This window comes from Micromonospora sp. WMMD714 (assembly GCF_029581315.1).
In the GTDB taxonomy this organism is placed as follows: Bacteria; Actinomycetota; Actinomycetes; order Mycobacteriales; family Micromonosporaceae; genus Micromonospora; species Micromonospora rifamycinica.
Genome location: NZ_CP120744.1, coordinates 2,419,277 through 2,439,998 on the forward strand (window position 1 = coordinate 2,419,277; position 20,722 = coordinate 2,439,998).

Annotated in this window: 17 protein-coding genes; 6 read left to right on the plus strand and 11 right to left on the minus strand. The window is 72.7% G+C overall.

What is annotated here, in order from left to right:
- Positions 1-9: 9 nt before the first annotated feature.
- Positions 10-408 (minus strand): winged helix-turn-helix domain-containing protein, encoded by a 399-nt coding sequence (locus O7625_RS10840; protein ID WP_282345689.1) that lies wholly within the window; start codon positions 406-408, stop codon positions 10-12.
- Between the two features lie 241 nt (positions 409-649).
- The gene (locus O7625_RS10845) at positions 650-1,066 is read right to left on the minus strand and encodes a hypothetical protein (protein ID WP_282345691.1); all 417 of its coding nucleotides are present in this window, start codon (positions 1,064-1,066) and stop codon (positions 650-652) included.
- Positions 1,067-1,286: 220 nt separating this feature from the next.
- On the opposite strand from O7625_RS10845, the gene O7625_RS10850 reads away from it, so the two are divergent.
- A complete protein-coding gene (locus O7625_RS10850) occupies positions 1,287-1,976 on the plus strand; it encodes a response regulator transcription factor (protein ID WP_348774012.1) in 690 nt (229 codons plus the stop codon).
- Positions 1,973-3,442 carry a HAMP domain-containing sensor histidine kinase gene (locus O7625_RS10855; protein ID WP_282345694.1) on the plus strand — a complete coding sequence of 490 codons (1,470 nt, stop codon included), beginning with the start codon at positions 1,973-1,975 and terminating at the stop codon, positions 3,440-3,442. The genes O7625_RS10850 and O7625_RS10855 overlap by 4 nt, the downstream gene beginning before the upstream one ends.
- On the opposite strand, the gene O7625_RS10860 is transcribed toward O7625_RS10855, so the two are convergent.
- Entirely contained in the window at positions 3,415-4,143 is a 729-nt protein-coding gene (locus O7625_RS10860) for a response regulator transcription factor (protein ID WP_282345695.1), read from the minus strand. The genes O7625_RS10855 and O7625_RS10860 overlap by 28 nt on opposite strands.
- Positions 4,144-4,287: 144 nt before the next feature.
- Here O7625_RS10860 and O7625_RS10865 point away from each other — a divergent pair, with 144 nt between their 5' ends.
- Both O7625_RS10865 and O7625_RS10870 read left to right on the plus strand, forming a co-directional pair.
- Positions 4,288-6,582 (plus strand): MMPL family transporter, encoded by a 2,295-nt coding sequence (locus tag O7625_RS10865; RefSeq protein WP_282345696.1) that lies wholly within the window; start codon positions 4,288-4,290, stop codon positions 6,580-6,582.
- A gap of 51 nt (positions 6,583-6,633) precedes the next feature.
- Complete coding sequence (locus tag O7625_RS10870) at positions 6,634-7,362, plus strand: DUF2993 domain-containing protein (protein ID WP_282345697.1); 729 nt, start codon at positions 6,634-6,636, stop codon at positions 7,360-7,362.
- A gap of 88 nt (positions 7,363-7,450) precedes the next feature.
- On the opposite strand, the gene O7625_RS10875 is transcribed toward O7625_RS10870, so the two are convergent.
- A complete protein-coding gene (locus O7625_RS10875; protein WP_282345698.1) occupies positions 7,451-8,098 on the minus strand; it encodes an NAD(P)H-binding protein in 648 nt (215 codons plus the stop codon).
- 100 nt (positions 8,099-8,198) lie between these two features.
- Between O7625_RS10875 and O7625_RS10880 the strand changes: the two genes are divergently transcribed.
- Positions 8,199-8,573: a helix-turn-helix domain-containing protein gene (locus O7625_RS10880; RefSeq protein WP_282345699.1), complete on the plus strand. Its 375-nt coding sequence runs from the start codon at positions 8,199-8,201 to the stop codon at positions 8,571-8,573.
- Positions 8,574-8,594: 21 nt separating this feature from the next.
- Here the strand turns inward: O7625_RS10880 and O7625_RS10885 are convergent, their stop codons facing one another.
- Complete coding sequence (locus O7625_RS10885) at positions 8,595-9,212, minus strand: TetR/AcrR family transcriptional regulator (RefSeq protein WP_282346896.1); 618 nt, start codon at positions 9,210-9,212, stop codon at positions 8,595-8,597.
- Positions 9,213-9,281: 69 nt separating this feature from the next.
- On the opposite strand from O7625_RS10885, the gene O7625_RS10890 reads away from it, so the two are divergent.
- Positions 9,282-10,178: an NAD(P)H-binding protein gene (locus O7625_RS10890; RefSeq protein WP_282345700.1), complete on the plus strand. Its 897-nt coding sequence runs from the start codon at positions 9,282-9,284 to the stop codon at positions 10,176-10,178.
- A gap of 715 nt (positions 10,179-10,893) precedes the next feature.
- Here the strand turns inward: O7625_RS10890 and O7625_RS10895 are convergent.
- The 6 genes from O7625_RS10895 to O7625_RS10920 all read right to left on the minus strand — a co-directional run bounded on the left by O7625_RS10895 (position 10,894) and on the right by O7625_RS10920 (position 20,648).
- On the minus strand, positions 10,894-11,541 hold the full coding sequence (locus O7625_RS10895; protein WP_282345701.1) for a nucleotidyl transferase AbiEii/AbiGii toxin family protein: 648 nt from the start codon (positions 11,539-11,541) through the stop codon (positions 10,894-10,896).
- A gap of 2 nt (positions 11,542-11,543) precedes the next feature.
- Positions 11,544-12,110: a hypothetical protein gene (locus tag O7625_RS10900; RefSeq protein ID WP_282345703.1), complete on the minus strand. Its 567-nt coding sequence runs from the start codon at positions 12,108-12,110 to the stop codon at positions 11,544-11,546.
- Positions 12,111-12,265: 155 nt separating this feature from the next.
- On the minus strand, positions 12,266-13,453 hold the full coding sequence (locus tag O7625_RS10905) for a TIGR02679 family protein (protein ID WP_282345705.1): 1,188 nt from the start codon (positions 13,451-13,453) through the stop codon (positions 12,266-12,268).
- A gap of 95 nt (positions 13,454-13,548) precedes the next feature.
- The gene (locus O7625_RS10910; protein ID WP_282345706.1) at positions 13,549-17,676 is read right to left on the minus strand and encodes a TIGR02680 family protein; all 4,128 of its coding nucleotides are present in this window, start codon (positions 17,674-17,676) and stop codon (positions 13,549-13,551) included.
- Between the two features lie 12 nt (positions 17,677-17,688).
- The gene (locus O7625_RS10915) at positions 17,689-19,080 is read right to left on the minus strand and encodes a DUF2398 family protein (protein WP_282345707.1); all 1,392 of its coding nucleotides are present in this window, start codon (positions 19,078-19,080) and stop codon (positions 17,689-17,691) included.
- Complete coding sequence (locus tag O7625_RS10920; RefSeq protein WP_282345708.1) at positions 19,077-20,648, minus strand: TIGR02677 family protein; 1,572 nt, start codon at positions 20,646-20,648, stop codon at positions 19,077-19,079. Before O7625_RS10920 ends, O7625_RS10915 begins: the two co-directional genes overlap by 4 nt.
- Positions 20,649-20,722 lie beyond the last annotated feature (74 nt).

Sequence of the window (20,722 nt, forward strand, 5' to 3'; positions counted from 1 at the left end):
GGTGGGCCGTCATGCTGACTCCGCATTCGTCCTGGTCTGGTGGTGGACGCTGGCGAACAGGGCGGCGATCGCCTGATCGTCCAGCCCTGCGGCGTACGCCTTCCGCAGCCAGGTCTGCAGGCCGCCGCGCAGGGAGGTGTAGGTGGCCGGGGGCACCGCGGCCGGCAGCGTGTCGTTGACGAACGTGCCGTGGCCTGGCCGGCCGGTGACCAGGTTCTCCTGCTCCAGCTGACGGTAGGCCTTGGCCACCGTGTTCGGATTGATGGCCAGCGACTCGACGACCTCCCGGATCAGGGGCAGGCGGTCGCCGGGGCGGAGGAACCCCAGCAGGACCGCCTGCTGGACCTGCTGGACCAGCTGCAGGTACGGCGGCACGCCGGAGCCGGTGTCGAGTCGGAAGTGGAACATCGAGCCTCCCCGCTTTACTAGGTAAGTAGTAAAGCGGTGGAGCTTGCCCGCCGTCAAACCGCGTGGTCGCGTGCCTGTCGAGGCGTTCAGCGGTGGGCGTGGCAGTGGTGTCCGCCGTGCCGGTCGGTAGGGCGAAGACCTCGACGCGGGGCGGGGCCGGAGTCGGCCGCCGTGCGGCCTGCTCAGCGGGGGCTGAGGGTGACGCACCGTCCAGGTCGGACGGCGGCCCCGGGCCTTCCGCTCAGCTGGTCGGTGCGGGGCTCACCGCCGCGCAGGCGGTCAGCGCCTCCTTCGTCTTCGCGTCGGATGCGTCGATCCTGTCCAGGTCGACCCCACGACCGCTGAGGCAGGTGCGGTAGGCGGTCTGCCGCCCGCCGCCCGGCGCGGCGGAACCGTCCGGTCCGCCCCGCCCGCCGGGCCGGCCGGTCGGCCGCAGCGACGCGCAGGCCTGCTGCGCCTTCTGCCAGGTGGCCTCGTCGACACCCTCCGGGAGCCGCTCCGCCCCCGGGAAGCCACGGCCCGGGCCACCGGACCCGGATGGCCGCGCAGTCGGGAAGCCCGAGGGCCGGGCGGTCGGGAAGCCTGACGGCCGGGCGGTCGGGAAGCCCGACGGGCGGGCACTGCGGGAGCGCGACGGGTCGGCGGACGGCAGGGCCACGCCGTCCGTCGCCGGTGGCGAGGCCCACGTCGGCCCGATCCTCACCGGTGGCCGCGGTCGGTTCCCGGACGGCGGGTTCAGCCAATCAGCAGGCGATGAGAAGCTTGTCGCCGGGTCGTCGGCGGCGGCGGTGCGGCATGGTTGAGCGGTGACAACCCCGAACCCCGCCGGTCCGGGGCGAGCGGGTCAGGTCGGCCCGCGCGCCGCCGGACTCGTCGCTCTGCGGTCGGCCCGCGTGCTGGTGGTCGAGGACGAAGCGGCGATCGCGGAGGTGCTGATCGCGATGCTGTCGTTCGCGGGCTTCACCGTGCGGGCGGCGGCGAGCTGCGCCGAGGCACGAGCGCTGGCGCGCGAGTTCGTGCCGGAGCTCGCGGTGTTGGACGTCATGCTGCCCGACGGCTCCGGTCTCGATCTCTGCCTGGAGCTCCGAACCCGCGACGAACGGTTGTCGGTTCTGCTGCTGACCGCCCGCGACGGGATCGAGGACAAGGTGACCGGCCTGGCGTTGGGGGCTGACGACTATGTGACGAAGCCGTTCAGCACCGCGGAGGTGGTCGCCCGGCTGAACGTGCTGCTGCGCCGTACGGTGTCGGCGGCGGAACCCGCCACGTGCCTGCGGGTGGGGGATCTGGAGCTGGACGAGCAGACCCATCGGGTCGTTCGCGCCGGTCGGCCGATCACCCTGTCGCCGACCGAGTTCCGGCTGTTGGAGTACTTCATGCGCCACGTCGAACTGGTGCTGTCCCGCCGTCAGATCCTGCGCGAAGTGTGGGGCTACGAGGGCGGCGACACCTCGGTGGTGGAGAAGTTCGTCAGCCAGCTGCGCGGCAAGATCGACTCGGATGGCGTGACGCCGCTGCTGCACACCGTCCGGGGATTCGGTTACGCGATGCGTGAGCCCGCGGCGTGAGGCTGCCCGCGGCGCCACGTGTCACCAGCGCCTGGCAGGGGCTGCGGGGACGCCTGCTGGCCGGCACCCTCGCGCTGCTCGCCGCCGGGCTGCTCGTCGCCGACGTCACCGCCTACGCCGCGCTGGAGACCTTCCTGCGTAACCGGCTCGACGCGACCCTGGAATCGCTGGCGGACCGGATCGGTGAGCAGGCCAGCAGGGGCAGCGCCAACACGATCAGCTGGGACACGGTGCGGATGCTGGCGCCCAGCACCCAGTTCGTCGCTGTGGTGGGTGACGACGGGTCGCTGCTGGTGGCGCACGAGGCGGTGTCCGCCAACGAGGATCTGACGCCGCCGGTCCTGCCGGACTCCGTCAGGGCCACCGCCGGGCCGTTGACCGCCGCCAGCGCGGGTGGTGGCCCGGGTTACCGACTGACCATCATCGACCTTGCCGGCGCGGCCGCGGGGATCACGCTGAGCATCGACGGCGTACGGGTGCGGCCGGCCGCCCTGGTCATCGGGATCTCCCTGGCCGACGTGGACGCTACGCTCAACCGCCTGCTGCTCGTCGAGGTCATCGCCTCGGCGGCGATCCTCGCGGCCGGGGTGCTGACCGCGAATCTGGTCCTCGGGATCGGTCTGCGGCCGTTGCGGGTCGTGGCCGACACCGCACGAGCGATCGCCGGTGGACAGCGTGGCCGCCGCATCCCGGTACCGCATCCCCACAGCGAGATCGGCCGGGTGGCGGCCGAGCTCAACGCGGCCTTCGGCGCACGGGAAGACGCCGAGGACCGGGTCCGCCGCTTCGTCGCCGACGCGTCACACGAACTCAGGACACCGTTGACCACCGTCGGCGGCTGGAGCGACCTCTACCTCAACGGCGGCGTCGCCGACGGTGACCAGGTGGACCTGGCCATGTCGCGCATTAGTACGGAAACCGCGCGGATGCAGCGCCTGGTCGAGGAGCTGATCCTGCTGGCCCGGCTGGACGCCCGCCGGCCGCTGGAACGGATGCCGGTCGATGTCGGTGTCGCACTCGGCGGCCTGGTCACCGATCTCCGCATGATCGAGCCCGGCCGGGCGATCTCACTTCGGGTGGACCCCCCCCACGCGATGGTGCCGGGCGACGAGGCGTCGCTCGTCCAGGTGATGCGTAACCTGCTGGGCAACGCCGTCCGGTACACACCGGCGGGCAGCCCGATCGACATCGTCGTGACCCGCGCCGACGACCGTCTCGTGATCGTCGTACGGGATCACGGGCCGGGTCTCGACCCGTGGTCGATCGCCCGCGCCTTCGAACGTTTCTGGCGGGCCGACAGCGGTCGGGTGGCCAACGGTGGCAGCGGTCTGGGACTCAGCATCGCGCGGGAGATCACCGAGCAGCACGGCGGGACGCTGAGCCTGCACGACCGGCGGGATGACGGGGGAGGCCTGGAGGCGCGCGTCACCCTGCCGACTCACGGTGCGCCGTCACGCGCCGTGTAGCCGAATCCGCGTACGGTGTGCAGCAGCCCTGGCCCGATCTTGCGGCGCAGCTGGCTGATGACCTTCTCCACAGCCGTCACGTCGCCGAACTGGTGTCCCCACACCTCGCTGAGCAGGTGCTGTTTGCCGACGACGAGTCCAGGGCGACCCATGAGGTAGGTGAGCACCCTGAACTCGGTCGGTGTCAGCTCCACGTCTTCTCCCCGGCGGCTCACCCGGTGACTCCGCACGGCCACCTCCAGGTCGCCGACCCGGAGCACCGGATCGACCGGGTGGTCGGACCGCTGGGCGTCCAGACGACGCAGCAGCACGTTGAGCCGGGCGATCACCTCGGCGACACTGAACGGTTTGGTGATGTAGCCGTCCGCCAGACCGAGCCCGGTCAGCCGGTCGCTGACCGCATCGCGGGCCGTCACGAACAGCACGCCCAGTTCAGGCTGAACCTCCCGTAGCGAATCGCAGAGCTCGAAGCCGGACCCGTCGGGGAGCAGGACGTCCAGGAGGGCCACCCGGGGCCGGTACTCGGCGGCGACCTGTCGGGCCTCGGCACCCGAGCGCGCAGCCCGTACGTCGAACCCGGCGAACGTCAACGTCGCCGCCAGCACCTCGACGATGTGCGCCTCGTCGTCGACCACCAGGATCCGGGCCGGCGTGCCGGGCGGTCCGGAGTGCAGAAGGGCGGTGGGGCCGGTGGTACTCATCGGCCCATGATGCCGCAGCAGCCCTCAGACAACCGTCAGCGTCAGCGGCGGCTGCCGGTAAGCATCCGCTGGTTCGCTGATCCACGTGGCAACGACAACGGCCTTGAGCCCCCGCAACGACGAGCCCCGTGTGAGCGCATCGAGATGACAATCCTCCTCTACCGGGTGGGCCGGTTCTGTGCACGTCACGCCCGCGCGGTGACCCTCGGCTGGGTCGTCCTGGCCCTGGCCCTCATCCTCGCCGGCAGCCGTTTCGACGGCGGCAACGCCGACGCCATCGCGGTCGACGGCAGCGACAGCGCGGTCGCGCAGACCCTGCTGGACCGGGCGTTTCCCGGTAGGTCGGTCGACCCCAGCCCGGTCGTGGTCGAGGCGCCGGCCGGCAGACTGACCGACCGGACGTACCAGGATGCCCTGAACGCCACGGCGGAGAGGATTCGCGGGATTCCGGGCGTCGCTACGGTGAGTGGTCCGCCGGCCGCCGGTGCCCCCGCCCTCAGCGCGGACGGCCGCATCGGCTACCTGACCGTGACACCACAGTCGCCATCCGCGGCGACCGTCGACCTCGCCGAGCAGGTACGGGAGGCGACCGCCCCGGCCACCGACGCCGGGCTGGAGGTGTCCATCGGCGGGCAACTGGGCCAGCAACTGTCCAGGAGCCCGGTGCACACCAGCGAGCTCATCGGCATCGCGATGGCCGTCCTCGTCATGCTGCTGGCCTTCGGATCGGCCGTTGCCATGGGGGTACCCATCCTCACCGCCGCCCTGTCCGTCGGAAGCGGTCTGGCCCTGCTCAAACTGCTGGGCAACGCGGTCGACATCCCGACGGTGGCGGCCACCCTGGCCACCATGATCGGCCTCGGGGTCGGCATCGACTACGGGCTGTTCCTGGTCGTGCGATTCCGGCGCCTGCTGGCCAGCGGCCTGTCGGCCGAGGAGGCCGCCGCCCGTACGACGGCGACATCCGGCGGGGCGGTCGTCTTCGCCGCCGGTACGGTCATCATCGCGGTGTGCGGGCTGGCCGTGTCCGGAGTCTCCTTCGTCGGCTGGCTGGGATACTCCGCCGCCATCGTCGTGGCCGTCAGCCTGGGATCGGCCGTCACCCTCACCCCGGCGATGCTCGGCTGGCTCGGTCCCCGGATCAACCGGTTCTCCCTGCCGGGCAGCCGGCACCGTACGACCGGTGCCGATCCCGTGGAGCTCGACACCACGGTCTGGGCCCGGCTGGCCGGGCGCGTGGCGAAACGGCCCCTGCTGACCGCGCTGGCCGCCACCGCGGTGCTGCTCGCGCTCAGCGCCCCGGTCTTCGCCCTGCGGCTCGGCCAGCTGGACTCCGGAAGACTGCCCACCTCCACCGAGTCGCGCCGCTCCCACGACGCCCTCGCCGAAGGCTTCGGGCCCGGCGCGAACGGCCCGCTGCGGGTCGTCGTCGAGATGGTCGAGCCAGCCACCGCCCCGCCCGGCGCGAGGAACGTGGCCGGGCAGGATCCGCGAGCTCAGGACCCCCGTCTGGTCGCGCTGGGTGCCGCACTCGCCGACACCTCGGGCGTACGCGAGGTCAGCGCTCCGGTCGTCAGCGCCGACTCCGCCGTGGCGGTCTTCAGCGTGACCGGACGGACGTCGCCCTCGGACGACAGCACGGTCGAGCTCGTGCACCGGCTTCGCGACACGACGCTGCCGCAGGCCCTGACCGGTAAGGGCGCCGAAGGTCACGTGGGCGGGCTGACCGCCACCAAGGCCGATCTGGCCGAGCGCATCTCGCAGCGGCTGCTGCTGCTGATCGGCGCCGTGGTGGCGATCGCCTGTGTGCTCGTGCTGCTCGCCTTCCGGTCGCTCTGGCTCGCCGCCAAGGCCGCCGCCATGAATCTGATCTCCATCGCCGCCGCCTACGGCGTCGTCGTCGCGGTCTTCCAATGGGGCTGGGGGATCCGTCTGCTCGGCCTGGACGGGCCGGTGCCGATCGAGTCCTACGTGCCGATGATGATGTTCGCCATCCTGTTCGGCCTGTCCATGGACTACGAGGTCTTCCTGCTCAGCTCGGTGCAGGAACACTGGCATGCCACCAGGGACAACCGCCGGGCGGTGCGCCTCGGACTCGCCGACACCGGCAAGATCATCAGCAGTGCGGCCCTCATCATGGTGGCTGTCTTCGCCAGCTTCCTGATCAACTCGAGCCCCGTGGTCAAGATGTTCGGACTCGGACTCTCGGTCGCCGTGGCGGTCGACGCCACCATCGTGCGTTGCCTGCTCGTGCCGGCGGTGATGGTGCTGATCGGCGACCGGCAATGGCGGTTGCCCGCGCTTCTCGACCGGCTCCTGCCCAGGATCTCGATCGAGGCCGACCCGGCGGCCTTCGACCGCCCTCCGGTCGCGGCCGCTCCAGGAGAACCCCTGCCGGCCGGGGACGGCCGTACGGCCGTGTTCACCGGGGACCGGTAGCGCGACGGTTCGACGACTTCGTCCGTTCCGACTCACCTGGAGGTATCGGCTGTGCGCAGAAAATGGATCATCGCCGGAGCATCGGTGGTGCTGTTGCTGGGCAGCGGGTTCACCGCCGACCGGATCGTCGCCGACCACGCAGCCGACCGTCTCGCCGCCCGGCTGCAATGCGCCGCCGGCCTGAGCGAGCCACCCGAGGCGGATTTCGGGGGCGTCCCGTTCCTGATCCAGCTGGCCCGCGGCACCTTCAGCACGGTTCACGTCCGGGTGCCGCAGGTGACGGTGGGCCGGTTCTCCGCGGCGGTGGAGGCAACCGCGCACGACGTGCGGCTGCCCGACTCCGGGGGGATCAGTGCCGGGTCGGTCAGCGCCGACGTCACCCTGCCGTACGCCCAGCTCGGCACGGCCGCCGCCGCCCACGGCTCCCCGGGCGCGACGAGCCCGGCCGGCTACGGCGCGGACGACGCCGGACGACTCACCGTGCCGATGCAGATCCAGTTGCTGGGGCGCTCCCAGCAGGTGACGGTGTACGCCCGTCCCGAGATCGTCGACGGCGTCCTGCGCATCGAGCCCGAGGAGGTGGAGATCTCTTTCCTGGGCGTCCGGCTGCCGGCCAGCCGTCTCGGCGACAAGGCCCGGTCGCGTACGGTCGATCTGCCGACGCTACCCGCCGGCCTCGGCTACCAGGGGGCCGCCGCGACCGCCGACGGGCTCCGACTGACGGTCACCGGGAACGACGTCCGTCCGGCCGGGAGCGGCTCCGGGAAGGCGTGCCGGTGACCATCACCGGCGGCCTCGCCACCCCCTGACCACCGGCCGGGTGAGCCGGTCACCCGGCCGCGTCGCGCGGGACCGGGGCCGGTGGTTCTCAGTAGCCGAGGTTGACGTGCGCCCGGTGGTGGCCGCCCTTGTCGATCAGGTCGACGAACCCGAGCGCGTAGTCCGCCCCCGAGATCGCCCCGCCATCCTCGGGCCGCACGGCGACGTCGTCGCCGAGCCGGTACCCGCCGAGCCGCTGCCCGGGCGCGAACGAGCCGAACCGGCCGGCCGGGCTGACGAAGACCCAGTTGAGCGACTCGGCGGTGGCGGGCAGGTCGTCGGTGACCACCGCCGCCGTGGCGACGATCTCGTCGTGGAACTCGGCCGGGGCGTGGCTGAGATCCGCGACGAAGCGTGGGGCTCCGGGTGCCGGACGCAGCGATGAGAAACCACCGACGACGTACAGCGGAAGACCCCCGGCGTCGGCGAGACGCGCGACCGTGCGGTACACCGCACGGAACGAGCCGGCGAGCTGACCGCGCGCCGACAGCGCGCCGACCACGATGTCCGCCCCGGAGACGACCGAGGACAGCGCCGCCTCGTCCGTGGCGTCACCCTGGACGTAGGTCACGTCCGGGACCGGTTCGGCGGGGAGCGAACGGCTGAAGGCGGTCACCTGATGACCGCGGGCGGCGGCCTCCGCGACGATGGCCGACCCGGCGTAGCCGGTGCCACCGATGACGACGATGCGGGACATGGAACCGCCTTTCTCGAAGGGGAGCGGAGACCGCGCGGGGCCTCCTCGGTTACCGTAAGAGAGCAGCTACCCCTCGGAAAGAAGGCACTTCTTGGTAACCATGCCGTCAACCCCGGCGGCCGGTGGTGACCCGTATCTCGCCGGTTGCGCCACCCGCCGCATCCTCGACCGCATCGGCGACCGGTGGACCGTGCTGATCGTCGGCATCCTGGGTGACGGTGACGCGCGCTTCTCCGAACTGCGCCGGCGCATCGACGGCATCTCCCAGAAGATGCTGACCCAGACCCTGCGCGGGCTGGAGCGCGACGGGCTCGTCCGCCGGACCGTCCACCCCGAGGTGCCGGTCCGGGTCGAGTACGCCCTCACCGAGGCCGGCTGGACCCTGCTGGAGCCGCTGCGGGCGCTGCAGATCTGGTCCATCGAACACCTCGGCGACATCGCCGCCTCGCAGGACGCCTACGACAACGCACCATGACCGTCACCGTCACCGGGAGGGTCAGGTTGCCGCGGGAACGCTGAGGTGGACGAGCCGCCGGATCCGGTCGAGGTCGACATCGCTCGCCAGGCGGGCGCGGTCCGGCATCTCGTCGGTGAGCGGATCGACTCCGAACAGCAGGCGGGGCAGCACCGGATGGACGGCCTGGCCGATCAGCTGGTTCGCGACGGCCTCGGCCCTGTCGGTCGCGAGTCCCGTTCCGCCCTCCAGATGGGCGGCGAGGTTGCTGGTCGTGACGCCGAAGAGGACGTCGAAGATCCCGGCTGCCAGGTCCGGCAGCCGGTCGGCCTCGGCGATGCCGAGTCGCGCCATCTTTCCCACCGGGGCCCAGCGCAGCAGTTGCACGAAGCGCCCGCAGTAGCGGACGGCCGCTTCCGTCGGTTCGTCGGCGTAGTCGGCGGGGATGCCCATGCGTGCGGCGAACAGGGCGCGTGTGCGCGCGACCACCGCGAGGAACAGCACGTCCTTGGTCGGGAAGTGCGCGTACAGGGAGCGCTTCGAGGTTTCCGCGCGTAGCGCGATCGCGTCCATGGAGGTTCGCTCGAAGCCGGTCTCCAGGAACGCGGCTTTCGCCGTGTCGAGGATGTGCTCGCGCAGTGCTTCCCCGCGTCGGGCCATGGCGTCCACCTCAATGTATACGGTACGGTAGAGTTTACTTAATTCCGATGCTGGTGGGAGTCATCTTCCATGATCGTTGTCACCGCCCCTACCGGGCAGATCGGCAGCAAGCTCGTCCGGACCCTGCTGACCCACGACGAGCCGGTCCGCCTCGTCGTCCGCGAGCCGGGCAAACTGCCCACCAACGTGCGGGAGCGGGCAGAGGTCGTCACCGGATCGCACCAGGACCCCGCCACCCTGGACCGCGCCCTCGCCGGCGCCGACGCCCTGTTCTGGCTGATGCCGGCCGCCCCGACCGCGAGCAGCCCGTACGAGGCGTACGTCGCTGCCTCGATCCCGGGTGCGGACGCGGTGGTGCGCCACGGCGTGCCGCACGTCGTGGTCGTCTCCGCCCTCGGGCGCGGCTCGCAGATCTACGCAGGGCACGTGTCGGCCTCGCACGCCATGGAGGACCTCCTGCGTAGCACCGGTGCCCACGTGCGCGCCCTGGCGCTGCCCACCTTCATGGACAACATCCTCCGGCAGATCGTCGCGATCAGAGGCGGGATCGTCACCGGCATGCGGCCGGCCGACCTCACCATGCCGTGGATGGCGACGAAGGACATCGCGGCGCTCGCCGCCGGCTATCTGCTCGACCGTGGCTGGACCGGTCAGGACTCGGTCGCATCCCTCGGCGGTGAGGACCTGTCCTACGCCGACATCGCCGCGATCCTCACCGACGTTCTCGGCACGCCCGTCCGCTACCAACTTCTCGACCGCGCCGCGGTCAAGGAGTCCCTCCTCGGCCGCGGTGTCTCCGCGGCGATGGCCCAATCCATGATCGACATGGATGTGGCCGGTGAACGCGGCATCAACACCACCATCCCGAGAACCGCCCAGAACACCACGCCCACCACGTTCCGTGAGTTCGCCCTGGAAAACGTCAAGCCGGCAGTGGCTGAGTCGCAGGTCGCCTCCGGACACTGATCCGCATCGGCGACGAAGTCATCGCCGAGGCGGTCGGCGCCCCCGGGTTCCCCGCCCCGGGGCGAGCCATCCCGGGGGCGGGGATCCCCATGAGCCAGCCGAACGCGGGTGACCCGCTGACGAACGACGCGACTTCGACCCGTCATCCGTGGGCGACGTCGACGTCGTCGCCCTCGACCCGACGGACCTGACCCGCGACAACGACGACCCGGCCGCCGCGCGGCTGATCGCGACCTTCCCGGTATCTCCCCCCGTGGGAGGCGGCGCCCAGCCGGGGGCGGGTAGCCCCACGAGATCTTCGATGATGTGCGCGGTGTGTCCAGCGGATGCCAATCGGGGTGAACCGGTGCCAACGTGGGTCGCGCGGAGCGACCGACGGTCGCAAACCGGGGTTCGTGTGCTTGGGGTGTGCTCCTGGGCTGGGCGAACGGGTGTCCGGGTGACGTGGGTGAACGTGGGCCACTCCCTGCCACCCCAGGTGAACCCGCAGGTCGCTAGACTAGGCGCTCGCGCCCTCGTAGCTCAGGGGATAGAGCATCGGTTTCCTAAGACTGGCCTCCGCCGGTGTCCACAGGCCGATGTCCTGCGCATTTCCTATCGTCCCCGTTGCGTGCCGGTCGCTTTGCGGGCCCGCTGCGATCGCTTGCGGAAGATCAGCTGGAACGTTGTGTGCCCTGTGGGTGCCGGCTTGACGTAGCCGTGAGTCGGGGCCGAGTCATCCTTCTTCGTCGTTGAGCAGGTCGCGGCGCCACTCCGCGAATCGGCTTCGGAGATCGTCCAGCGCTGGGCCGGTGACGCCGTACTGGGCGAAGTCGTCGGGGTCGAGGTGGGTGGCTTGTCCGAGGGCGTCGGCGAAGATGCGCGGGTCGAAGCCACGGTCGGCGCGCTGCGCGAGGGTGAGAAGGGCTTCGCGGGTGTAGCGGCCGGAGCGGAGGGTGGCGTCGATGTCGATGAAGTCCCGGGCGAACGCTCGCCCGTAGAGGGCGCTCATCTTGTTTGCGACCGCGTCGTCGGGGTGGAGGACGGGTCCGATTGCCATGAGGATCGGTTCGTTGGCGCGCCAGTCCACGCCGAGTTCAACCTTGGAATCCCGCACGCCGTCGGTGACGGCCAGTCGGGCGAAGGTGTCGTACTGGCGCTCGGTCTCGACGGTCAGGCTGTCGACTCGGTAGGCGTGCACGACGGCGGCGACTGCGGCGGTGAACTCGTTGCGGCGGTCCCAGGCGGTGAACAGGTCGATGTCCTCGCTGGGCCGCTCGACGAGCCCGGCGGCTTGGACCGCGTAGCCGCCGGCCAGCGCGAAGCCGTATCGATCGGCCGCCGCGAGCCCGGTGCGGGCGAGGCGTTCGTGGAAGGGGTCCACCGCTATGCCGCGTTGCTGCGGGTCGCGGCGAGTTCGGGGAAGGCTTCCTCCCAGCGCTGGCGGAGCTGGGGTGGCAGCCAGAGGGTGGGCCAGAGTCGCCGGAGAAGGTCGGCGTCGAGCCAGGTGTTCAGATCCTCGACGGTGCTGGCTTCGGTGAGTACCACCTTGTACATGCTGGCCAGGCGTGCGGGCCGGCTCAGGTCGTACTCGGCGTGCCCGGACCAGTCGAGATGACGCGGAAGCGTCACCCTGCCCTCAGTTGGGCCGTGCAGCGCGGTAAGGGTTTCGGCCACCACGTAGGGCTTCCGGTCACCGTAGGGCCGGTAGTCCGCCGGTGGCTGGGGTGATGTCCGGCGTCGGCTGATGTTGGTCGCCCGTCGGACCTCCGGTCGGAGCGCCTGGCGGATCGTCTCTCGGCTGTACCCGGTGACCCGCTGCAGATCCACCGGCCGCCAACCGGCGGCGTGAAACGCCCGCAGCTGCTCGTCCCGTTCGGTCAACGCCTGCGCCCGTGTCGCCTCGTACCGGGAGACAATCGCCTGCAGCTCATCCTCGGAGAACCGGCCCATGGCCGTAAGCCTACCAGGCTAGGCCCAGCACGCTTGGCTTGCTGCCATATTCGATCTGCGAGGAGACACTCTTTTGTTTGCGGCGACGCCCGTGTTGGGTACGAGGACCCACGATGTTCGACCTGCGGCATCCACCGAGCAACACCGGCCTGCCGCTATCTAGCTCCGGCCGCCCGTAGGTCGGCGATGAGTCGGTCGAGCAGCCGTTCCTCCATCACCGCTCGGCCGGCACGCCGCATCGACTCGCTCAGCGACTCGTCCCAGGGCGTCCGAGTGGGCGTGCCGAGCAGTGCTGTGCCGGTGCCCGCCGCCGGCAGGTAGTCAGCCGCAGTCATCCGCCACGGGACCGCGCCCGGATACCGCTGGAGAGCCGCCGCAGTCAGTCGTACGCCGGTCCAGTCGAAGTCGTTGCGCCATCGGATCACCGCCCCCTGAGCGGCCCACAACAGCGTGTGGACGGCGACCGAGGGCACCCCTTCGGTGCAGATCAGCGGTGGGGCCTGGGCTCCGAGCGCGGTGGTGGCCGCGCGCAGCACGGCAGGATTTTCGCAGACGTAGACCTCGTCACAGTTCAGCGTCAGCGGTGCCAGGCGCAGTTGGTGCAGGGTGACCCGGATCGGCACACCGGCCTGCGCGGCCTCGGTGAGCCACCGCCCGAGCAGGCCGCCGGTGGCCGGCACGTTGAGCACCAGCACCTGGCTGGCGAGGTCGTCCGGGACCAGACCGACCGATTCCCACAACGCCCGTTCCCGCTCACCGTCGACCGGGAGCGTCGCCTGCTGCCAGGTGGCGACGGCACGGAGGACGAGCCCGCGTAGCGGCCCGTCGGTGAGGGCCTTCGTGTCCTCCAGCACCCGGTCGGCGAAGACCGGTATCGGCTCGTCGGCTGCGGGCAGCGCGTCCAGGACGCGGACCACGTCTCCGAACGGCAGTCCGGTGCGGACGACGCGGGTCAGGGTGCCGTCGCGGCGCAGGCCGTCGAGCCAATCGGCGTACCACGCGGTGTGGGCGTGCCGGCCGTCGTGGGCCAGAGCGAGGACGGCGTCGCGGGCCACCGCCTCGCGTTTGAGGTCGGACGGTCGATTGCGCAGCGGGGCTATCGCGGCGAGCACCTCGACCAGGCCGACTCCGTGGGCGGCGCGTAGGTGCTCGTCCACGTCGCCGAGGCGGACGCTGAGGCGGGCCGCCGCGGCGGAGCGGTGGGTGCCGGTGATGCCGATGACCACGAGACGTTCGTCGTCGGTGGGGGCGGAAAGCGTCACGGCGGTGTCGAGCCGGCCACCGGTGCGCTCCAGGCTGCGCCGGGCGGCCACCAGCAACCGCCGCCAGCCGGGCTGATCCACGAAATCCGCCGGACCGTCCGGCCGGTGCCGCCCGGTCGGCACGGGCGACGGAGGTGCGGCGGAGCGGTCCGGGAGCCGTGCGCCGTGCGCGTCGGTCATTCGTCGGTGAGGTCGAGCAGGGCGCCGGTCCGGTCGGGCTCGCCCTGACCACCGGGGGCGCGGCGGGTCTCCGGGGAACCGAACGCACGGGCCAGGGTTCCGTCGAAGTCGGCGATGTTGGTCGAGCCGTCCCAGACCAGCAGCACGGTGGACACGGCGTGTTCCACGGCGGAATGCGACAGGTCGTAGTGGGCGGCGCCGCTGACCGCCGGGTGGGTGGCCCAGAGGTCGTAGCCGGTCATGAACAGGTCAAGGTCGAACTGTTTCGCCAGCGCCATCAGCTCACCCCGGCCGGTGTCGTCCACGCCGGCGAACGCCTCGTCGAGGCCGAGCAGCCGGGGGGCGTCGGGTCGCGCCGAGCCGAACAGCGCATTGGCGGCGGCGAACAGCGGCAGGTGCAGGGAGACCGACTGTTCGCCGCCGGAGAGCTGGCTGTGTCGGGCCCGGGTCAGCGCCTCCGTGTCGCCACCGGGCCGGTGCAGGGTGAACGCGAACGTCCGCCACTGCCGGTAGTCGAGCACGTCGCCGAGCAGTTCCCGGTAGGGCCGTTCGGGGGCGGCGGCCCGCGCCGTCTTGATCCGGGCGGCGAAGTGCCGGCGCATGGTGGTGAGCTGGGCCGGCCCGAGCCGGGCCGGGTCGCGTTCGAGGAGCTTGCAGACGTCGCGTTGCTCGGCGTCGAGGTCGTCGGCGAGCCGCCAGCCGACGCCGACGGTGAGCCCCGAGGACATGCGCCGGGCGCGCATCTGGCCGTCCATTGCCGCCACCAGGTCGCGGGCCTCGATGGTGCGGTGGTGGATCTGCCGGGCGAGTTGCCCGAGCAGGACGTCCTCCAGCACCCGCTGCTCGGAGGCGGTGAGCAGTTGCTCCTGGTCGCGACGCTCGCGGGCGATCCGGTCGGCGAAGTGGGCGACCGGGGTGAGGCCCTGCTCGTCGGCGACCCGGACCACGATCACCCCGTCGTCGGTGTCCCACTCGGGCCGGTGGTCGAGGCCGGCGGCGGGCAGCTGCGCCTGCAGGTCGGTCAGCGCGCTGGTGAGCCGCGTGGCGCTCTGCTTCAGCGACGTCTCGGTGGGGCTCAGCTCCCGGGTGGCCACGAGGATCGCCTCGTGCAGGGCTGCCACCTGCGGATGCAGTGCGTCGTCCGGGGTCTGCGCCGGCCAGCGCAGGTCGGTGGGACAGCGCAGCAGGCCCAGCAGGTCCGGCTGGGCGTACGGGCGCAACCGCTGGGCGTCGTGCTGCGCCTCGGCGACGGCGGCGACCAGGGCCTGCTCGCCCAGCTCCACCCGGGTCAGCGCGGCGACCCGCCGCTCCCGGGCGGCGCCGAGTGAGCTGCGAGCCTGCTCGACGTCCTGCTCCGCCTCGATGATCGCGTCGGCGGTCCGGGCCACGTCGGCCAGCACCCGTTCCGCGTCGGTGCCCACGCTGTCGCGCAACGTCCGGTACGCCTCCGCCTTCTCCTGGTGCCGCGCACGGGCCGTGCGCGCGGTCTCCGCCGCGGCGGTGAACCGGTCGACTGCCTCGTCGTGCCGCTGCCGGGCCTGGTCCTCCTGCTCGGCGGCGCGCACGGCGGCCGTCCGCGTGCCCTCCAGACGTACCCCTCGCTTCTCGAAGCGGCCCACCGCTTCGGCGGTGTCGTCGAGCCGGTCGACCGGCAGCGACCGCTCGGCCGCGCTCCGGCGCAGCGCGGCCGCTGCTGCGGCACGCTCGGCCAGGGCCTGGTCGAGGCGCGCGTCCGCGGCCGAGCTGGCCTCCTGCCGGGCGCGCAGCGTCGCGGTGGCCCGGTCCAGCTCGCGCAGCGCCGTGTGGACCGGCGCGGGGGCCGGGAGTTGCGCGGCGGCCGCGTCCACCGCCGCCAGCAGCGCCTCGACGGATGCCCGGTCGCGGTCCACCGCGTCGAGGTCGGTGTCGACGGCGGCCAGCAGCCGCTCGCACTCGGCGACCCGGGCGGAGCGGCGGGTGGCCCGGGCGGTCGCGCCGATGTACTCGCATGAGGTCTTGGCGAACCGGCCGGCGGCGATGCCCTGGGCGTACCGGCCGTCCACGCCGATGGTGACCGGCGAGGCGTCGGGCGTGGTCACGTCGGCCAGCGCCACCGAGGTGAGCACCTCGATGATCCGCGCGGCGGGCACGTCGTCCTGTTCCTCGGGGGCCAGCACGTCGGCGAGGGTGGCCCCGGTGGGCCGCCGGTGCGGCGACAGCGGCAGCAGGTAACCGTCGAGGTCGTCGCCGGCCAGCGTGGTCGTCGCCGTCCCGGGGTCGGGGTGCAGCCAGGCGTCCAGCAGCCCGGCCGCGTGCAGCGCCGCCTCGACGGCCGCCGCGTCCGCCCCGGTCACCCCGTCGGCGAAACGGACCAGCCGCCACAGCGGTGCGCCGGAACGGCCGGTGCGTGGCGCGGGCCGGGTCACCGGGGCGGGTGGCGCGTCGTCGTGTTCGGCGGCGATCCGGTCCCGTTCGGCGGCCACCTCGGCCCGCCTGTCGGCCAGCGCCGCGCGTTGCGCTGCCAGCGCCGCGAGCCGGTCCCGCCGATGGGCCACCGCGGTGGCCGTGGCGTCGGCGTACACCTCGCGCAGGGTCCGCGCGCCCGGCTCGCCGGTGGCGTCCACGGCGGCAATCAGCCCGGCAGCCAGGTCCGGGCGCGCGATGTCGGCCAGCAGCCCGGCGTTGGCCTGCGCCCACTGCTCGAGCTGGGCGCGCAGCCGGGCGCAGGCCTGCGCGACGGCGTCCTCGGCCCGCCGCTCGGCCTGCTCGGCGTCGGCGGCCGCAGTCGTGGCGCCGGCCGCGTCGGCGGCGGCCCGGGTGTGGTCCCGGTCGGCCTGGTCGTGCCGCGCCACCTGCGCGCGGACGGCGCGCACGTCGTCGCGGCGGGCGGCGGCCCGCGCGGTGATCCGGGCCGCCAGGTCGTCCGGGGCGGCGTCGTCGGCGCTCCAGGTTATCCCGGCCGCCTCGGCGTCGAGCAGGAGATCGGCGGCGAGCCGGTCGGCCGCCGTCCGCGTGTCCCGAGCCGCGACCGTCGCCCGTTCTGATTCGGTACGCCGCCGCGCCACCGCACCCTCCTCGGCGACGACGGCCTCGTCGGCCCGCCCGGCCGCCTCGGCCAGGTCGTGCACGTGCCGTTGCAGGTCGGCGAGCTGCTCGTGGGACTGGTAGGCCGCCGAGGCCTTCAAGCTGTCCAGGTGGGCGCGGAGCCGTCCGGGCTCGCCCTCCACGGCACGCAGTCGCTCGTCCGCCGCGGACTGCGCCATCGCCGCCGCGTCGGCCGCGTGGTGGGCGTCGTCGAGTGCGATCGACCGGGTGGCGACCGCGTCGCGGCGGGCGGTCAGGGTGTCGGCGGCCGCCCGCGAGTGGGTGCGCAGATAGGTCGAGTAGACCGTCAGGAACGCGGCCGTCGCCGCATCCGCCGCCACCAGCCCTTCGAGGGTACGGGCGACCGCCTCCATGTCGTCGAACGAGCGGGCAGCCTCCGCCAGCAGGTGGTCCTCGACCGGGCGCAGCCCCCGCTGCAGCGTGCGGGACAGCTCGACCGGGTTGAGGTCCTTGGCCAGCTGCGGCTTGCGCAGGGTCAGCACCAGATCCAGCAGTTGCTCGTAGCGGGCCGGGCCGAGGCCGAACAGCCGGGCGTCAACGAGCTGACGATAGTCCTCCGCCGAGTCCCGCACCGCCTCGGCGCCCAGCCGGTCGATCAGGCCGCGGCGGGTCAGCGGCCGGTCGTCGGCGTCTAGCAGGGAGAAGTCCACCCCGACCCGGCCGTCGACCACGAAGTGCCAGCGGGTGACCCGATCGACGTGCCGGTGCGCCCGCAACCCGATGCCGACGGTCACGTACCGCTCGCCGTCGCCGAACTCCATCCACACGTACGCGTGGGTGACCTCCTGCCCCCGGTAGAGCAGGTTCGACTTCATCGTCCGGTCCTCGCTGGCGAACGGATTGAGCCGGCGCGGTTCGATCCGCCCGTCGAGGACGAACGGGAACAGCACCTCCAGCGCCTTGGTCTTGCCGGAACCGTTGGGCCCGCGCAGCACCAGCCACCCGTCGACGAAGCTGAACTCCTCGTCCCGGTAGTCCCACAGGTTGATGATCCCGGCCCGGGTGGGGGCGAAGCGGCGCACGGCGCGTTGCTCGATCACGATCGACTTTCCTCAGAACAGGGTCTCGGTGGTGGCGCGGGGCTTGACCGTGGTGACGGTGTGGCGGTACCGCCCCACCAACGGCCGGACGAGCACCCCGCCCGGCACGGCGGCGACCGCGCCGAACCGTTCCAACAGCGCGACCGCCTCGACCCGCAGCCGCTCCGGGTCGGCGTGCCACTGGGCCCCGAACGCGGTCCCGTACCGCTGGAGGATCTCCCCGACGGCGGTACGCAGGAAACTGTCGGTGATGAACGGCAACCGTTCGGCGTGGTCGGCCTCGTCGTGGCCGGTCTCGCCCTCGACGGCCCAATGCTCGTCCGGACCGGCGGCGTCGAGGCGCACCAGGGTGGCCGTGGGCAGGCCGGCGTCGATCTGGCCCGCCAGCGCCTGCTGCCGGGCGTGCCCGTCAGGCGGGGTCAGCCGCTTGACCCGGCGGCCGTCGGGATCGGCAACCCGGTCGGCCATCTCCACCGCCAGCAGCACCGCGGCCTGCGCCACCGAACCGGTGCCCGGGAACCGCTCCACGGTGAACCCGCTGGTGTCCACCAGCAGCACGCCCTCGGCCCGCCGCTCTACCCGCAGCCCGGTCAGCCGGGCCAGGTCGGCGGCGAACGCGGAGCCGCGCAGATGGTTGGCGACCGCCGGCCCGACGTCGACGTGGTAGACGACCGGCGACTCGACCACCGCCCGCCGGGCCGCCTGGGCCGCCTGCCGGCGCTCGGCGTTGCCGCTGCTGCCCAACGCCCGGTCCAGCAGCGCCGACACCGAATCGACGTGCTGCAGCACCCGGGGTGGCCGGAACAGCGCGAACACCACGTCCCGCGCCACGTCGTACAGCGCCTCCCCGGCCCCCGGGTCACTGGCCCAGGCGGCGCTGGAGCCGTCGGCCAGCCGCAGCACACCCCGCTCCTCCAGCCAGCCGACCGCGTCCACGAACGCCCGCCGGTCCGGGCCGTGGTCCGGATCCAACCCCAGGCCGGTGATCCGGTTCGCGTCGCCGGCCACCGAGTCGGCCAACTCGCTGAGGGTGATCTGGATCCCGGCGCGGCCCAGCACCGCCAGGCACAACGACAGGTACGCGTAGCGCTGCCGGTCGAACGGCCGCCCGGTGCGCGACACCGCCGGCTGGGTGCCGTCGAGCCGGTCCTTCGCCCGCACCAGCCGGGCCGTGGAACCGTGCAGCTCCAGCCGGTACCCGAACGCCTCGGCGAGATCCCGGCGCAGGGTGGCGGCGAACCGCCGCACCCGGGGCAGCGCCCGTTCGTCGGGCCAGGTCGCCGTGATCAGCGGATGGCGCAGGACCAGCCGGACCGCCCGCTGGTAGTCCGCCAACTCCAACTCGGGGACATCGACGGCGAACCGGTGTGCCGCTGGCCGCAGCGCCCCTGCCTCCGCGGTCACGCCGGCACCAGCTCGGGACGGCGGACCGCGGTGTGCTGCGCGGCGGTGACCGTCAGCGCGTACCCGTCCAGATGCAGCCGGCCCTCGGCGGTGCGCACCGTGGTGAACCGGCCCGGCGTCGGGGTGAGGGTCAGCCGCACGCCGTGCGCGGCGGCTGCCAGCGGCACCCCGGCTCGGCCACCCACCCGAGCGGCGAGGGCGATGTCGAGCAGGCGCAGCAGGACCTGGGTCTGCGACCGGTCCAACTGGTGGTCGTCCACGCCCACGTCGGCCAGCGCCGTCGCCGCGTCGGCCAGCCGGCGCTCCCGGGCGAGTTGGTCGCCGCGCAGCCGGTGCCGGCGCTCGTCGACCCGGTCCAGCCGGGCCGGCCGTCCCCGGCCCTGCCCCGGCGCCCGGCCGGTGGTCACCAGGGTGCGGGACAGCTCCACCGCCGGCGCCTCCCACCACGACAGCCGGCTGGCGATCGTCTCCGGATCCGGGTGCGCCACCCCGACGTGGCGTGGAGCGCCGAGGCCGAACACGGCGTCGAACAGGGCGTGCGCGCCCTCCTGAGTGCCGGTATGGGTGAACCACGCGGCCAGATGCCGCAACTGCGACTCCCGGCTGACCCCGCCGCGACGCGCCTCGGTGACCCGACGCAGCAGGGCCAGCACGTCCCCGATCGCGGCGATGGTGGCGTCCGACAACCGGTCCGCCTCGCTGGGCTGCTCCGGGCCCGGCGGCGCCAACCAGGACCGCAGCCCCGCCCAGCGCCGCCGCCAGTCCTCCAGCCGTTGCACCGGCGTGTGGAACAGCCGTTCGTCGGCCTCGGCGGCGGCCTCGATCAGTCGGTCCAGACCGGTCGTCTCGACCTCGTGCACCGCCGCGCGCAGCCGGGGCGTGTACCGCTGCAACTCGTCGTGGAAGTCCCGCAGGTGAGCCAGCAGGGCGTCCTTGTGCGCGAGGAACACCTCCGGCCGTACATCGTTGGTCCGGCCCAGATCGCCCAGCATGTGATAAAAGCGGGCCGCTCGCTCGGCGATGTCGGCCAAAGCCCGGTCCAGCCGGTTGAACTTGCGGTAGACCCCCTCCGCGTCCCCCGCCTCGTTGGCTACGGCGAGCGCGTTGAGGTCCGCCAGGAGGTCGGCGAAGACCAGCCGGGACAGCGTGGAGTCGTCCATGCTCGCCGACAGCACCGCCTCCACCGCGCGGTGCGCCCGGTACCCGGCCTCGGTGAACTGGTACACCGAGTGCCGGTTGCGGTACTCCGCCAGCGTCGTGGCCCGGGAACCGTCCTGCCCCCGGTCGAGCACCCCCCACTCCACCAGGGCGTCGAGCAGCCGCGGCAACTCCAGCCCCGCCGGATCCGGGCAGTCGGCGTCCGCGTGGTGCAACGCCGCTAGCGCCGCGGCCACGTCGGAGGTGTGCAGCACCACGTGGTAGCTGGACCGCGCCGAGTCGAACGCCCGTAGCAGCCACAGGTAGGCGAACCGGTTCTCCGCCGTCACGTAGCCGAACAGCCGCATCCTGTCGTCCAGCGCGAAGTCGTCCAGCCCGAACGTCGGTCGAAACGGCTGCGCCGTCATCATCTACCTCCCACCGGACGCGGACAGCCACCCACCCTACCCAGGAGAGCCCACACGGCGGCCGGGCGCGCAGGGAT